The sequence below is a fragment of the Paenarthrobacter sp. NPDC057355 genome, from assembly GCF_042667405.1.
GTDB lineage: Bacteria > Actinomycetota > Actinomycetes > Actinomycetales > Micrococcaceae > Arthrobacter.
The window spans coordinates 106,825-121,458 of sequence record NZ_JBHVAL010000002.1; the positions used below are offsets into that span (position 1 = coordinate 106,825).

A 14,634-nucleotide genomic window follows, 5' to 3' on the forward strand; every position below is an offset into this window, starting at 1 on the left:
CACAGCATCGCCGGGTTAACACGCACGGAAATCAGTCTTCCGGGACAGCCTCGCCGTGTCCGGCCGCCCTCAGCGCCGCACGAAGCTTCACAGCCGTCGCATCCATCACGGCCGGGTCCGGGTTGTGGTCGACATTGTGGATCTCAAAATCCGCGGTGGAATACGCGGGCCACACATGCACATGGAGATGGTCCACCTCGAAGCCTTCCATCAGGACGCCCACGCGCTTGGCGGAGAACAACTCTTCCTGGACCTTGCCGATGCTTTGGGAGACGTCCATGACCTTGGCCAAGAGCTCCGGGGTGGCGTGCGTCCAGGAGTCGACTTCCTCCCTCGGGACCACAAGGGTATGGCCTTGGGTGATGGGGGCGATGGTCAGGAACGCCACCACGTCCGCGTCCTTCCACACAAAGCGGCCCGGGATCTCCCCGTTGATGATCCTGGTGAACAAGGTACTCATGCGTCTGCCCTTTCAGCTGGTTCCTGAAGTGTTGCGGTGTCCAGCACAAAACGGTACTTCACGTCGCCGGCCACCATGCGGTCATAAGCCTCGTTGAGCTGGTCCGCGCGGACAATTTCGATGTCGCTGGCTACCCCGTGCTCTGCACAGAAGTCCAGCATCTCCTGTGTCTCCTCAATGCCGCCGATCAACGAGCCCGCGTAGGCGAGGCGGCGGCGGATGAGCAGGCCCGGGCTGACCGGAGGCATGTCGTCGGCGGGAAGACCCAGCTGGAAGAGCGCCCCATCGAGCCGGAGGGTGCGGAAGTACGGGTTGAGGTCGTGGGGTGCGGCAACGGTATCGATGATGACGTCGATGCTACGGTTGGCGGCCTCCATCGCGTCGGCATCCTTGGAGAGCACCACGTGGTCCGCTCCGAGTTCACGGGCGGCATCGAATTTGGACTCGGAAGTAGTGAAGACCGTGACCTCCGCGCCCATGGCCTTGGCGATCTTGACGGCCATATGCCCCAGTCCGCCCAATCCCACCACTCCTACGGAGTCGCCCTCTTCGACATCGAAGTACCTCAACGGTGAGTAGGTGGTGATTCCCGCGCACAAAAGCGGTGCCGCTGCTGCCGGGTCCAGCGACTCGGGCACCCGCAGCACGAAGCCCTTGTCCACCACTACCGACGTCGAATAGCCGCCCTGGGTGATGGCATCGGCATGGCGGGGATCGGCAGCGCCGTAAGTACCGACGTTGCCACGCTCGCAATACTGTTCCAGGCCTTCAAGGCAGCTGTCGCACTCGCGGCACGAGTCAACCATGCATCCGACCCCCACACGGTCACCTACGGAGAAGGCCGAAACCGAGGCTCCCACGCGGGTTACGTGGCCAACAATTTCGTGGCCCGGCACCAGCGGATACGGGGGCACCCGCCACTCTCCCCGGGTCGCGTGGACATCCGAGTGGCACAAACCGCAGAATTCGATGGCGATCACCACGTCGTCCTCACCTGGCTCGCGGCGTGCCACTGTCAACGGCACCAGGCCGCTTTCGGGCGAGGTGGCGCCATACGCCGCTGCCAGCACTCCGGCGGAGGCTTCGGAGGTGTCGAGGGTGATGGTCTTCGCGAGGGGTGGGGGCACCGGGCGTCCAGGATTCATGCTTCGACGCTACTCCCGTCGGCGCGACTCATGCTACTTGGGCCTCCAGCACCGGCTTCGAACGGCGCGTCACCGACGGCGACGTCGTTCGCTGCGTTGTTCGACCACTGCGAAAAGGATCCGGGGTACAGGGCCGCCTTGAAGCCTGCGATCTCCAGTGCGGCAATCTCGTGGGAGGCCGTAACGCCGGAGCCGCAGTAGACGGCAACGTTGGAGTTTTCATCCAGGCCGAGGGCCACAAAACGGCGTCGCAGCTCCCCAGCCGGGAGGAAGGTACCGTCCGAAGATACGTTCTGCGTCGTCGGGGCGCTCAGGGCACCCGGGATATGGCCGGCCCTGGGATCGATGGGTTCCACTTCGCCCCTGTACCGTTCTCCGGCCCGGGCGTCCAGCAGCACACCTTCGCGGCTCCACTGCGAGGCCTCCTGCTCGGTGATGGACGGCATCCGCCCATCGCTCAGGGAAACATTGCCGACGACGGCGGTCACTTCCCCTGCCTCCAGCGGGTAGCCGGCGGCCCGCCAGGCGGCCAGGCCGCCGTCGAGCAGGTAAACGGACTCGACTCCCGCATTCCGAAGCATCCACCAGGCGCGCGCTGCCGCCATGCTGCCGCTGTCGTCGTACGCAACGACCGTGTCGCCGTCGTTGATGCCCCACTGCCGCGCAGCTTCCTGGAAACGTTCCGGGGATGGCAAGGGGTGGCGGCCCCGTCCTGCCTCGGCATGCTCTGCCAGCTCGGTGGGGAGGTCCACAAACACCGCACCCGGCACGTGGGCGGCGAGGTAGTTCCCGTGCCCGTCATCCCGGCCAAGGACCCACCGAACGTCCAGAAGTACGGTCCGCTCCCCTGTTTCAAGGCGCTGGTGCAGTTCCGGGACAGTCATCAGGGTGGCCATGCGTTCTCCTTCATTGGGGATGCGGGCGCCGGTGCTGCCGGAACCACGTTTCCAGCCTAGGCTTATCCGGTGAGCAATTCGTGTATTCAGGACAGGACCTGGGCCAGCGAGGCCATCCGTACCATCGAGGCCGAAAACAACCGCTCGGCGGACACGCACCTATACGCCGTTCCACTTCCCGAGCACTGGGGCGTGCAGCTGTACCTGAAGGATGAGTCCACCCACCGTTCGGGCAGCCTGAAACACCGCTTGGCGAGGTCGTTGTTCCTGTACGGCCTGGTCAACGGGTGGATTACCGAGGGAACCACCATCGTGGAAGCCTCCAGCGGCAGCACTGCCGTCTCAGAAGCCTACTTTGCCCGGCTGATCGGATTGCCGTTCATCGCTGTCATGACCAAAACCACGAGCCCCGAGAAGATCGCCTTGATCGAGGACTTCGGAGGCTCTTGCTTGCTGGTGGACCATGCCTCGGAGGTCTACGCCGTCGCTGAAGAAACCGCCCGGACCTCCGGCGGCCACTACATGGACCAGTTCACCTACGCTGAGCGGGCCACGGACTGGCGCGGGAACAACAACATCGCAGAATCGATCTTCGAACAGCTCGCGCTCGAAGAGCACCCCGTGCCGGAATGGATCGTCGTGGGGGCCGGGACCGGCGGAACCAGCGCAACCATTGGCCGCTACCTTCGCTACAACAGGTACGCTACCCGCCTCGCCGTGGTTGATCCGGAAAACTCCGCCTTCTACCCGGCGTGGCGGGATGGCAACGCAGCTACTGCTGCCGGACTCCCCTCACGTATCGAGGGCATCGGCCGCCCCCGGTCCGAACCAAGCTTCGTGCCGGCAGTTATCGACCACATGATCCAAGTGCCTGACGCCGCCTCCGTTGCGGCCATGCGGCACCTCCGCAAACTCGCCGGCCTCCATGCCGGGCCTTCCACAGGAACCAACCTGTGGGGTGTCTGGCAACTGGTGGCACAAATGGTGGCGGAGGGCCGCAAGGGCAGCATCGTTTCGCTCATGTGCGACGCCGGTGACCGTTACGTGGGCAGCTATTACGACGCCGGGTGGCTGGCTGCCCATGGCCTGGACCCGGTTCCGCACGAGCAAGTCCTGAACCGCTTCCACGACACAGGAGTCTGGACGGGCTAAACCTCCACAGAGTCCCGCGGGGCAAGTTTGGTGTAGGTGGTCCCGTAGCGGGCACCGATCCTCGTGACATGGCCTTCGACGATTCCGCGTCCGAGCTCGTTGAGCAGTCCGTCATGGACAGGGAAGGCCTTCGGCGCGCGCACCGAGATCACGAAGTCCACCACCTCCCTTACCTTGGACCATGGCGCATTAATGGGAACGAGGAGCGTCCGGACATTGATCCCGTCCGGCACCACGAACGAGTCGCCGGGGTGGAACACGTTTTCATCCACGAGGTACCCGATGTTGGCCACCACCGGAATCTGCGGGTGGATCACAGCGTGCTGTCCCCCAAACGTCCGGATGCCGAAACCAGCTACGTCAAAGGCCGAACCCGGGTCGACCGAATGCACGCGTGCGGCCACGTCACTGTCTTCCCGCAATGCGGCCGCCACTCCAGAAGGCGCGTACACTTCCAGGGCTGTATTGCTTCGAAGGGCCGCCAGCACTACGGGACGGTCGATGTGGTCGTTGTGCTCGTGGGTGACAAGCACCGCGCTGGCTCCCTCCAGGGCCTCCTCCGATTCGGAGAAGGTGCCGGGATCGATGACCAGGACTTTTTGGTCCTTCTCCAACCGGACACAGGCATGGGTGTACTTGGTGAGCTTCATGGGGACAGCCTATGGGCGGCCGTTGACAGTTTCCAAGCATCGCCAACTGGTAAAATCGTAGTTTGCCAGCATCCCCACGGAAGTGAGCCTTTCCATGCCACACGGCACCAATTCCGCCGCGACCGAGCCGGGCAGGCCGGCTGCTCCGGCCACAGGCGGAGTCAAGGAGCAGCGCGTCACCAAGCAGCGCTTAGCCGTCAGCGCCGCGCTGGACGAATTGGACGACTTCGTCAGCACCCAGGAGTTGTACCGCCTGATGCAGAACAAGGGCATCTCGGTCTCCTTGGCCACCAGCTACCGCATTCTGCAGTCCCTGGCCGACGACGGCCTTATTGACGTCCTCCGCAACGGCGAGGGCGAAGCCGTCTACCGTCGTTGCGCCGTCACCGGACACCACCACCACCTGCTGTGCCGGAACTGCGGCAAGGCCGTGGAAGTCGAAGCACCCGCCGTCGAGACCTGGGCAGCCCGCACTGCCTCGGAGCACGGCTTCACGGAAGTAGCGCACACGGTGGAAATCTTTGGCCTGTGCCCCGAGTGCACCGCCAAGAAGGCAGCAGGAAAGCTCTAGAGCGCCCGGGCCGGCTGGTCCCGCGTCACGCGGCCGTTCATGCCCCGGTCCACCCGCAGCCGGCCAATGATCCTGCAGACCACGTAGATCAGGAACGACAACGTTGTCACGTAGGGGCTGATCGGGATGCGGCTGCCGAGGGCAAGGAGGATGCCTCCCACCGTCGAGGTCAGGGCAAAGGCAACACTCAACATGACCACCAGTTTGGGCGAGGTTGTCACCCGCAAGGCTGCGGCCGCAGGCGTGATCAGCAAAGCCAGCACCAACAGCGCGCCAACGATTTGGATGGACAGGGCCACACTGACGCCCAGCAGCACCATGAAACCGATCGCCAGGCCACGCACGGGAACGCCGCGGGCTTCTGCCATTTCAGGGTCAACGCTGGCGAAGCTGAGGGGACGCCAGATCATGGCCAAGGCAATCATGACCACCACGGCTGTTCCTGCGAGGGCCTGCAACTGGACGGTATCCACTGAGACAATCTGGCCGGTCAGCAGACCGAATTTGTTCGCTGCACGGCCTTCGTAGAGCGCCAGGAAGAGAATTCCGAGGCCCAGCCCGAAGGGCATGATGACGCCGATGATCGAGTTCTTGTCCCGCGCCCTGACGCCCATGAAGCCAAGCAGGACGGCGGCCGCCACCGAGCCGATCAGGGAACCGAGGATGATATCGGCTCCGATCAAGAGTGCGAAAGCGGCACCGGCAAAGGACAGTTCGGAAATCCCGTGGACGGCGAAAGCCAGGTCCCGTTTCATCACGAACGTCCCCACGAGGCCGCCGAGCAGCCCAAGGACAGCGCCTGCCCAGAGCGAATTCTGGACGAGGACGAGCAATTCGCCGTAGTTCTCGAAGTTGAAAATGGTCTGCAGAATCCCGTCCAGGTCCACTTAGAGCTCCTCCCCGGCGGTCGCGTGGGCATCATCATGGAAGTGCGTAGTGGCGTCCGGAAGACCGACGACGACGATCCTTCCGTTGGTGTGGATAACCTCCACATGGCTGTTGTACAGTTCGGACAAAACTTCCGTGGTCATGACTTCCTGCGGGGTTCCCACCCGGAACTGGCCGCCGGCCAGATAGAGCACACGGTCCACGTACTCAATGACGGGATTGATCTCGTGCGTCACGAAGACCACGGCGCTGTTCCGTTCGTGGCATTGTTTGTTGATCAAGGAGCTGACGCCCTGTTGGTGGTGGAGGTCAAGGGAGAGCAACGGCTCATCGCAGAGCAGCACCCGCGGCTCGGTAGCCAGCGCCTGGGCCACCCTCAGCCGCTGCTGTTCGCCTCCGGAAAGCTGGCCAACCGGCACTTTTGCGTAGTCCGATGCCCCCACCAGCTCAAGCAATTCGTCGATGCGCTGATTGACTTTGCCTGAAGCGAGCCGCATCCCCCAGCGATGGCCGTCGATGCCCAGGCCCACCAGGTCGCGGGCACGCAAGGGGGTGTCCGGTGCGAAGGACTTTTGCTGGGGAATGTAACCGATCTGCTTGCTGCCGCGTTCCACCGGATGCCCGGCAAGGGAGACCGTTCCGGCGTGAAGTTCCTGCAACCCCAGGAGGACCTTCAGGAAGCTGGTCTTGCCGCTGCCGTTCGGACCCAGGACGGCAAAGAACTCACCCGGGTTGATGTCGAGGTCAAGGTCCTTCCAGAGTGTCCTCTTGCCGAACTGCAGACTGGCTCCGCGGAGGCTCACTACGGGTGTCAAAAGTTGTCCTCTATCCATACGTTGCTGGAACGTAGTTCGTTGGGTGCCGGCCCGGGGCATCCGGCGCGGGCGATTGCAGGCCTGGGTGGCGGCAAGCAAAAAGCCCCGCAGCCATCCTGAACATCTTAGGACGCCGGCGGGGCCCTTCACCGCATTCCGGAAGCTGGAAAGTACTACTTCTTGAGCGCGGAGGAGACCGACTCCACGTTGTCCGTCATCCACTGGACGTAGTCCTTGCCATCGGGCAGGGTCTCAGTGAAGTTCACCACCGGCACCTTTGCGGACTCGGCGGCCCGCTTGACGGTTTCTGTCTGGGGGCCGGCGGTCTGCTCGTTGTAGGCGAGGAACCGGACGGAACCGGCACTGAGAAGGTCCGTGGCCTCCTTCATGACGGCAGGCGGAACGTCAGAGCCCTCTTCGACCGCGGCGCTGTAGGCCTCGGGAGTCTTGTTCTCCAAACCCGCGGCTTCCAGGAGGTAGAGGGGTACGGGCTCGGTGATCGCCACCGGGGCATGTTCGTTTGCCGCCTTCACGGCATCGAGCTTGCCGGTCAGGTCTTTGAGCTTTGCCTTGAAGGCATCGGCGTTGCTCGTGAAGGTCGGGGCGGATGCCGAGTCCAGGCTGCCGAGCTTGCTTGCCACGGCGTCGGCAACCTTGCCCATGACGTCCAGGTTGTACCAAACGTGCTCGTTGAAGTCGCCGTGGCTGTGGCTGTGGCCTTCTTCGGAGTGCGCGTCTTCGCTGTGGCTTGCCTCGGCGGGAGCAAGCCCGGAAATGTCCACGGCGCTGATCATGTTGTCGTGGCCGACCTTGGTTTCATCGGCGATCTTGTGCAGGAATTCGTCGTAGCCCCCACCGTTCTCCACCACGAGCTTGGCCTTGGAGATCACGAGTTTGTCCTGGGCGCTGGCCTCGTAGGAGTGCGGGTCCTGGCTGGTTTTGGTGATGATGGAGCTGACGTTGACCTTGTCGCCGCCGACGGCCTTCACGATGTCGCCGTAGACGTTGGTGGAAGTGACAACCTCAATGGCTCCTGCGGCCGAGGAACTGTTGGCCCCGGCGGTACCGGCGCAGGACGAAAGCAGGAGCGCTGCGATTCCTGCGGAAGCGGCTACGGACAGGCGGGCGGCGGTACGACGCACGAAGACCTCGGATCTACTCAAAATGAGAATCAAACACAATTGCTGGCAGGAACCAGTGTAGCCCTAAATAGGAATCATTCCTATTTAGGAGAAAGGGCGGGCATCGGTTTGCCACCGATGCCCGCCCGTAACAGCTATCCGCCTCCGACCTTAGGCTTCCTGTGCGCCCAAGCGCCGGATGCCTGTCGCCTGCGTAGCGTCGCGGATCTCGCCGACCAACTGTTCGATGACGTCCTCGAGGAACAGGACACCTTGGGTGTCACCGCCCGCGCCCACAACGCGGGCCAGGTGCGAACCGGTGCGCTGCATGACGGACATTGCCCGCTCGATTTCGTCGTCCGGAGACAGGTTGGCCAATGAACGGATGCGCCCCTCGGCAATGGGGTGCCGGCGGCCCTCCTCAGGGATGGAAAGGATGTCCTTGACGTGGAGATATCCGGCGAGTTCGCCGTCGTCGTCCACCATCGGGAAGCGGGAGAAGCCGGTACGGCTGACCGCTTTCTCCAGGTCCACCGGCGTCGAGGCCGTCTTGAGCACTACGAGCTTGTCCAACGGAACCATGATGTGGGACGCCGTGTGCTCCGAGAACTCCAGCGCGCCGCTCAGCAGGCCGGTTTCGTCATCCACCAGGCCGTGCCGGGTGGACTCCTGGACGATCGACTGCACTTCCTCGAGCGTAAAGGAAGAAGAGACCTCGTCCTTCGGCTCGATTTTCATCAACCTCAGGATGTGGTTCGCCAGCCAGTTGAGGCTCCAGATGACCGGGTTGACTACCCGGGCTATGAACATCAGCGGTGGCGCCAGCAGGAGGGCCGCCTTGTCTGCCACGGATACCGAAATGTTCTTGGGGACCATCTCACCGAACGTGACATGCAGGAACGTCACGAACAGCAACGCGATCACGAAGGCCAGAACGTCCGCCAACTCGACCGGCACGCCGACAAGCTCCAACGGCTCGGCCAGCAGATGGTGGATTGCGGGCTCGGCAACCTGAAGGATCAGGAGCGAGCAGACGGTAATGCCCAACTGCGCGCAGGCGAGCATCAAGGACACATTCTCCATGGCGCGAAGGGTTGTCTGCGCGCGTTTGGAGCCGGCCTCGGCCAGGGGCTCGATCTGGCTGCGGCGCGCGGACATGACGGCGAATTCGGCGCCCACAAAGAAGGCATTGCCGATCAGGAGGATGACAAGCCAAACAATTCCTGCCCAGTCACTCATACGGCACCTGCCTCGTGATGGGTGGTATCGGCATCGTTCTGACCGTCATCGCGTGCAACGTGGTGGAAACAGATCCGGTCGATCCTGCGGCCGTCCATCCTGGTGACCGTCAGGGTCCCATCCGGGGTTTCGACGACGTCGCCCACCTTGGCAATCCTGCCCAGCTGGCTCATGACGTAGCCACCCACAGTTTCATAGGCGGATTCATCCGGAACAGTGAGGTTCGGAATCTGCTCGGATACTTCGTCCGGCCGAAGCAAGCCAGGGAAGTACCAATCGCCGGTGGCGCTTTGCAGCACTCCGGGGCGCACTTTGTCGTGCTCGTCCGCAACCTCACCGACGATCTCTTCCACCAGGTCCTCAAGGGTGGCGATGCCGGCGGTGCCGCCGTATTCGTCAAGCACGACGGCGAGTTGCAGGTTCCCCTCTCGGAGTTCAGACAGCAGGGCGTCAAGGTGGATTGTCTCGGGGACTTGCAGGACATCGGTCATGATGGCGCCGGCCTGGAGATTGGCACGACGCTCCGCGGGTACTGCAACAGCCTTCTTCACGTGGACCACACCGCGGATATCATCCGTGGAATCGCCGATGATCGGAAAACGCGAATACCCAGTGCGCCGTGCGGCGTCGAGGATGTCAGTCACAGGCTGGTCCGCGTCGATGGTCTCCATACGGATGCGGGGCGTCATGACATCGGCTGCAGTACGCCCGGAGAAATTAAGGGTCCGGGCAACGAAGTTCGCCGTGCCGGCATCCAAGGTGCCAAGCTCAGCCGAGCGCCGCACCAAGGAGGCGAGCTCGGCGGGCGTACGTGCCCCGGAGATCTCCTCTTTGGCCTCAAGACCGAACAGGTTCAAGACCTTGTTGGAGAATCCGTTCAGCACCACGATGGCCGGCTTGAAGACGGCGGTGAACATCAGCTGCGGGCGGGCGAGCCGCTTTCCCAAGGGGAAGGCCAAGGCGATGGCCATGTTTTTGGGGACCAGTTCGCCAAGAAGCATCGACAACAATGTGGCGAAGGCCATCGCCACGATCAACGCAATTGAGTGCACGGCCTCACTCGGAAGCCCCAGCAGGCCGAGTGGCCCCAGGAGCAGCTGCCCAACAGAGGGCTCCATGACAAAACCCGTCAAGAGCGTGGTCAGCGTGATACCGAGCTGACAGCTGGAGAGTTGGGTGGAGAGCGACTTGAGGCACTTCAGCAAGGGAGCCGCAGCATGGTCGCCGTCGTCTACAGCGCGCTGAACGCTTGCCTGGTCAAGGGCGACAAGGGAAAACTCAACCGCGACAAAGAAGCCGGTCCCGAGAATCAGGGCAAAGCCGGCCAGGAGAAGAATCCATTCCACTTAGCGCATCCCTCCAAGGGCAGGCACGTGCAATGGGGTCAAGGCCTTCGGCGCGGGGTTTCGCCCCGGCGGAGGCTGGTCGGGTGCTGCGGACGCCTGGTCCGCGGCACCACCGGCAGTGAACGCCGGCGCATGATGGGCATGTGAACGGGTATTGCCGGCTCGACGGGCACGCTGTGCGGAGTTGCCAGTTTGGCTCCCCCGACAGTTCCCAGGCCGGCACCTAGATTTACTGTCCATAAGGACTTCAGTCTACAGTCCGCCTGCTCCGGCCTCCCCATGTAAGGATTTAATTCGCACCACGAAAAGCTGGTTCAACGCACTGAGTCGACAGCAACATGATTTAGGTCACCACTATTGGCAGTTAACCAACGATCCTAACTAGACTGTCAGGGGTCTGAGTTCGCGGGACCCGGACCCTGTCCCATCGTTGCGGAAAAGCAACTTTGGCCAGCGGGAAAACAACACTCATGGAAGAGGCGTATTTCAAGTGCCAGAGCAGCCCAGCCACCGTCTACCAGAGGAATTTGGCGGAAACGAGTGGCTCGTTGACGAACTGTACGAGCGGTACCAGCAGGACAAGAACTCGGTGGACACCAAGTGGTGGCCCCTCTTCGAATCCTTTGCTTCCGCTGACGGCACTTCTTCCAACGGAACCTCTGCAGCTCCAGCAGCTGCCAATCCCCCTACCCAAGTACTTCCCGTCGTAGCTCCGGCTGCAGCGGCTCCGGCACCGGCGCCGGCAGCCCCCGCAGCGGCACCGGCCGCCGCCCCTGCGGCTCCGGAAGCTCCCGCTCCGGCGAAGAAAGAACCTGCAACGGTTGCCCGGGACGGTGCAAAGAAGCCCGCCGCCGGCAGCACTGCGCAGCCGATCCCTGCCCAGCTGCCCAAGAGCAACAAGGCCCCCACGGCACCGGAAGAGGATGTCGTTTCCGTCCTCCGCGGTCCGGCCAAGGCCATCGCCACCAACATGGTGACCAGCCTGGAAGTTCCCACCGCTACCAGCGTCCGGGCCGTACCCGCCAAGTTGCTCATCGACAACCGTGTTGTCATCAACTCGAACCTTGCCCGTGCCCGCGGTGGCAAGGTTTCGTTTACCCACCTCATCGGCTACGCCGTGGTCCGCGCGCTGTCCCAGTTCCCGTCGATGAACGTCTACTACGACGAGATTGACGGCAAGCCCAGCGCCGTGCAGCCCGCACACGTCAACTTCGGCATCGCCATCGACATGCCCAAGCCAGATGGCACCCGCCTCCTGATGGTTCCGAACATCAAGAAGGCCGAAACCATGGACTTCGCGGAGTTCTGGCACACGTACGAAGACCTCATCAAGCGCGCCCGCAACGGCAAGCTCACGGCTGACGACCACGCAGGGACCACCGTTTCGCTGACCAACCCCGGCGGCATCGGCACCGTCCACTCGGTTCCGCGCCTGTCCAAGGGCCAGGCCGCCATCATCGGCGTCGGGGCCCTTGACTACCCGGCAGAGTTCCAGGGTGCGAGCGAGAAGATCATCGCCCAGAACGCCATCAGCAAGATCCTCACGCTGACCTCCACCTACGACCACCGCGTGATCCAGGGGGCAGGCAGCGGCGAGTTCCTGAAGCTCGTCCACCAGCTGCTGCTCGGTGCGCAGAACTTCTACGATGAAATCTTCGAAGCCCTCCGCATTCCGTACGAGCCCGTTCGCTGGAGCCCGGACCTTCAGGTGGATCCGGCTGACGAGATCAACAAGGTTGCCCGCATCCAGCAACTGATCCACTCCTACCGTGTGCGTGGCCACCTCATGGCGGACACCGATCCCCTTGAGTACGTCCAGCGCAAGCACCCGGACCTCGATGTCCTGACCTACGGCCTCACGCTCTGGGACTTGGACCGCGAGTGGCCCACCGGCGGTTTCGGCGGCAAGCCGATGCTGAAGTTCCGTGACATCCTCGGTGTCCTGCGCGATGCCTACTGCCGCACCACGGGCATCGAGTACATGCACATCCAGGAGCCGGCCGAGCGCAAGTGGTTCCAAGACCAGCTGGAGCACCCCTACTCCAAGCCCAGCCGTGAAGAGCAGCTGCGCATCGTCTCCAAGCTGAACGCAGCCGAAGCTTTCGAGACCTTCCTGCAGACCAAGTTCGTGGGCCAGAAGCGCTTCTCGCTCGAAGGCGGCGAATCGCTGATCCCGCTGCTGGATGCCATCATCTCCGATGCCGCCGACGACGGACTGGATGAAGTCGCGATCGGCATGGCCCACCGTGGCCGCCTCAACGTGCTGACCAACATCGCGGGCAAGACCTACGCCCAGGTGTTCCGCGAATTCGAAGGCACCCAGGACCCGCGCTCCGTCCAGGGCTCGGGCGACGTCAAGTACCACCTTGGCACCGAGGGAACCTTCACCTCGGACAACGGCAAGCAGACCAAGGTGTACCTGGCCGCGAACCCGTCCCACCTCGAAGCTGTGGACTCCGTCCTTGAAGGCATCGTCCGCGCCAAGCAGGACCGCCTCGACCAGGGCGAATCCTTCCCCGTGCTTCCGATCATGGTCCACGGTGACGCAGCCTTCGCCGGCCAGGGCGTGGTGGCGGAAACGCTGAACCTCTCCCAACTGCGCGGCTACCGTACCGGTGGCACGATCCACGTGATCGTGAACAACCAAGTTGGCTTCACCACCGCACCTTCGTCCTCGCGTTCGTCCACGTACTCCACGGACGTTGCCAAGATGATCCAGGCACCGGTCTTTCACGTAAACGGCGACGACCCCGAGGCCGTGGTGCGTATCGCGCAGCTCGCCTACGAGTTCCGCCAGCGCTTCCACAAGGACGTCGTCATCGACATGGTGTGCTACCGCCGTCGTGGCCACAACGAGGGCGACGACCCCTCGATGACCCAGCCGCTGATGTACAACCTCATCGAGGCGAAACGCTCGGTCCGCAAGCTGTACACCGAGTCCCTCATCGGCCGTGGCGACATCACCGAAGAGGAAGCCGAGCAGCTGCTGCGCGACTACCAGGAACGCCTGGAGCGGGTCTTCGCCGAGACCCACGCCGCGCAGACCTCTCCGATTCCGATCATCACCGCAGACTCCGCAGCAGTTTCGGACATCGAGCGCCCGATTGCCCAGCAGGCTGACTTCGGTACCAACTCGCCCGCTTCAACCGCTATCTCCGCCGAGACCCTTGCCCGCATCGGCAAGGCACACCTGGAGATTCCGGAAGGCTTCACCGTCCACTCCAAGCTCAAGCAGCTTCTGGAAAAGCGCGAGCAGATGTCCCGCGAAGGCGGCATCGACTGGGGCTTCGGCGAGATCGCGGCCTTTGGTTCCCTGATCATGGAAGGCGTTCCCGTGCGCCTTGCTGGCCAGGACTCCCGCCGCGGCACCTTCGTCCAGCGCCACGCTGTCTTCCACGACCGCGCCAATGGCAACGAGTGGCTGCCCCTGGGCAACCTCTCCGATAACCAGGCCAAGCTGTGGATCTACGACTCCTTGCTCTCCGAATACGCGGCCATGGGCTTCGAATACGGATACTCGGTGGAGCGTCCCGACGCCCTGGTTCTCTGGGAAGCCCAGTTCGGCGACTTCGTCAACGGCGCCCAGACGATCATCGATGAGTTCATCTCTTCGGCCGAACAGAAGTGGGGCCAGCGCTCCTCGCTGGTCCTGATGCTGCCTCACGGCTACGAAGGCCAGGGACCGGACCACTCCTCTGCCCGCATCGAGCGATTCCTGCAGCTGTGTGCCGAAGACAACATGATCGTCGCCAACCCGACGACTGCTGCTTCGCACTTCCACCTGCTGCGCCGCCAGGCGTACAGCCGTCCGCGCAAGCCGCTGATCATCTTCACGCCCAAGCAGCTGCTGCGCCTCAAGGGTGCCGCGTCCGCCGTCGAGGATTTCACCACGGGCGGCTTCAAGCCGGTCATCGGGGATCCGGAAGTCCAGCCGGCAAATGTGGATAAGGTCATCCTGGTCTCGGGCCGTTTGTACTACGACCTCCTGTCCAACCGTCAGAAGTCCGGCGATACCTCCACCGCCATCATCCGCGTGGAGCAGCTCTACCCGCTGCCGAAGGCTGAGATTGAGGCAGAGCTCGCCAAGTACCCCAACGCCGAGGTCATCTGGGCACAGGACGAACCCGCCAACCAGGGGCCGTGGCCGTTCATGGGCCTGAACCTGGCACCGGAACTCGACCGCAAGCTGCGTCTGGTGTCGCGTCCGGCGTCGGCCTCCACGGCCGCCGGTTCCATGAAGCGCCACGCCGCAGAACAGGATGCCCTGATCAAGCAGGCATTCGAGCGTAAGTAAAACGAAACAGCCCGGCCTGAGGAGCGATAAACACACCTCAGGCCGGGCTGTTCTGTT

At 63.2% G+C, this 14,634-nt stretch carries 12 protein-coding genes; 3 read left to right on the forward strand and 9 right to left on the reverse strand.

Translation table 11 applies throughout. The annotated features are described in order from the left end of the window. Window positions 1–31: 31 nt before the first annotated feature. The 3 genes from ACFUOZ_RS04435 to ACFUOZ_RS04445 are packed head-to-tail and all read right to left on the reverse strand — an operon-like array spanning window position 32 to window position 2,501. The gene (locus ACFUOZ_RS04435; RefSeq protein ID WP_377545160.1) at window positions 32–460 is read right to left on the reverse strand and encodes an HIT family protein; all 429 of its coding nucleotides are present in this window, start codon (window positions 458–460) and stop codon (window positions 32–34) included. Beyond that, window positions 457–1,605: an NAD(P)-dependent alcohol dehydrogenase gene (locus tag ACFUOZ_RS04440; protein WP_377545162.1), complete on the reverse strand. Its 1,149-nt coding sequence runs from the start codon at window positions 1,603–1,605 to the stop codon at window positions 457–459. Before ACFUOZ_RS04440 ends, ACFUOZ_RS04435 begins: the two co-directional genes overlap by 4 nt. After that, window positions 1,602–2,501, reverse strand: a complete 900-nt coding sequence (locus tag ACFUOZ_RS04445) for a sulfurtransferase (RefSeq protein ID WP_377545164.1) — start codon at window positions 2,499–2,501, stop codon at window positions 1,602–1,604. Before ACFUOZ_RS04445 ends, ACFUOZ_RS04440 begins: the two co-directional genes overlap by 4 nt. Window positions 2,502–2,570: 69 nt before the next feature. Here ACFUOZ_RS04445 and ACFUOZ_RS04450 point away from each other — a divergent pair, with 69 nt between their 5' ends. Beyond that, entirely contained in the window at window positions 2,571–3,653 is a 1,083-nt protein-coding gene (locus ACFUOZ_RS04450) for a PLP-dependent cysteine synthase family protein (protein ID WP_377545166.1), read from the forward strand. On the opposite strand, the gene ACFUOZ_RS04455 is transcribed toward ACFUOZ_RS04450, so the two are convergent. Continuing rightward, window positions 3,650–4,303 (reverse strand): MBL fold metallo-hydrolase, encoded by a 654-nt coding sequence (locus tag ACFUOZ_RS04455; RefSeq protein WP_377545168.1) that lies wholly within the window; start codon window positions 4,301–4,303, stop codon window positions 3,650–3,652. The genes ACFUOZ_RS04450 and ACFUOZ_RS04455 overlap by 4 nt on opposite strands. Before the next feature lie 94 nt (window positions 4,304–4,397). Here ACFUOZ_RS04455 and ACFUOZ_RS04460 point away from each other — a divergent pair, with 94 nt between their 5' ends. Beyond that, window positions 4,398–4,874 (forward strand): Fur family transcriptional regulator, encoded by a 477-nt coding sequence (locus tag ACFUOZ_RS04460; RefSeq protein WP_377545543.1) that lies wholly within the window; start codon window positions 4,398–4,400, stop codon window positions 4,872–4,874. On the opposite strand, the gene ACFUOZ_RS04465 is transcribed toward ACFUOZ_RS04460, so the two are convergent. From ACFUOZ_RS04465 to ACFUOZ_RS04485, 5 genes are all read right to left on the reverse strand, one after another. Beyond that, window positions 4,871–5,761: a metal ABC transporter permease gene (locus ACFUOZ_RS04465; RefSeq protein WP_377545170.1), complete on the reverse strand. Its 891-nt coding sequence runs from the start codon at window positions 5,759–5,761 to the stop codon at window positions 4,871–4,873. The two genes, ACFUOZ_RS04460 and ACFUOZ_RS04465, sit on opposite strands and share 4 nt — an antisense overlap. After that, entirely contained in the window at window positions 5,762–6,595 is an 834-nt protein-coding gene (locus ACFUOZ_RS04470) for a metal ABC transporter ATP-binding protein (RefSeq protein WP_377545172.1), read from the reverse strand. A gap of 155 nt (window positions 6,596–6,750) precedes the next feature. Continuing rightward, the gene (locus ACFUOZ_RS04475) at window positions 6,751–7,752 is read right to left on the reverse strand and encodes a metal ABC transporter solute-binding protein, Zn/Mn family (RefSeq protein ID WP_377545174.1); all 1,002 of its coding nucleotides are present in this window, start codon (window positions 7,750–7,752) and stop codon (window positions 6,751–6,753) included. A gap of 117 nt (window positions 7,753–7,869) precedes the next feature. Continuing rightward, window positions 7,870–8,937, reverse strand: coding sequence for a hemolysin family protein (locus ACFUOZ_RS04480; protein ID WP_377545176.1), 1,068 nt, complete (start codon window positions 8,935–8,937; stop codon window positions 7,870–7,872). After that, a complete protein-coding gene (locus ACFUOZ_RS04485; RefSeq protein WP_377545178.1) occupies window positions 8,934–10,283 on the reverse strand; it encodes a hemolysin family protein in 1,350 nt (449 codons plus the stop codon). The genes ACFUOZ_RS04480 and ACFUOZ_RS04485 overlap by 4 nt, the downstream gene beginning before the upstream one ends. A gap of 490 nt (window positions 10,284–10,773) precedes the next feature. Here ACFUOZ_RS04485 and ACFUOZ_RS04490 point away from each other — a divergent pair, with 490 nt between their 5' ends. After that, a complete protein-coding gene (locus ACFUOZ_RS04490; RefSeq protein WP_377545180.1) occupies window positions 10,774–14,577 on the forward strand; it encodes a multifunctional oxoglutarate decarboxylase/oxoglutarate dehydrogenase thiamine pyrophosphate-binding subunit/dihydrolipoyllysine-residue succinyltransferase subunit in 3,804 nt (1,267 codons plus the stop codon). Window positions 14,578–14,634: the final 57 nt, after the last annotated feature.

What these genes read in the sequence shown, in the direction of transcription:
- ACFUOZ_RS04480 (WP_377545176.1), bottom strand. Translation starts at nt 8,937, where the DNA reads ATGAGTGACTGGGCAGGAATTGTTTGGCTTGTCATCCTCCTGATCGGC.
- ACFUOZ_RS04460 (WP_377545543.1), top strand. Translation starts at nt 4,398, where the DNA reads ATGCCACACGGCACCAATTCCGCCGCGACCGAGCCGGGCAGGCCGGCT.
- ACFUOZ_RS04440 (WP_377545162.1), bottom strand. Translation starts at nt 1,605, where the DNA reads ATGAATCCTGGACGCCCGGTGCCCCCACCCCTCGCGAAGACCATCACC.
- ACFUOZ_RS04435 (WP_377545160.1), bottom strand. Translation starts at nt 460, where the DNA reads ATGAGTACCTTGTTCACCAGGATCATCAACGGGGAGATCCCGGGCCGC.
- ACFUOZ_RS04445 (WP_377545164.1), bottom strand. Translation starts at nt 2,501, where the DNA reads ATGGCCACCCTGATGACTGTCCCGGAACTGCACCAGCGCCTTGAAACA.
- ACFUOZ_RS04455 (WP_377545168.1), bottom strand. Translation starts at nt 4,303, where the DNA reads ATGAAGCTCACCAAGTACACCCATGCCTGTGTCCGGTTGGAGAAGGAC.
- ACFUOZ_RS04470 (WP_377545172.1), bottom strand. Translation starts at nt 6,595, where the DNA reads ATGGATAGAGGACAACTTTTGACACCCGTAGTGAGCCTCCGCGGAGCC.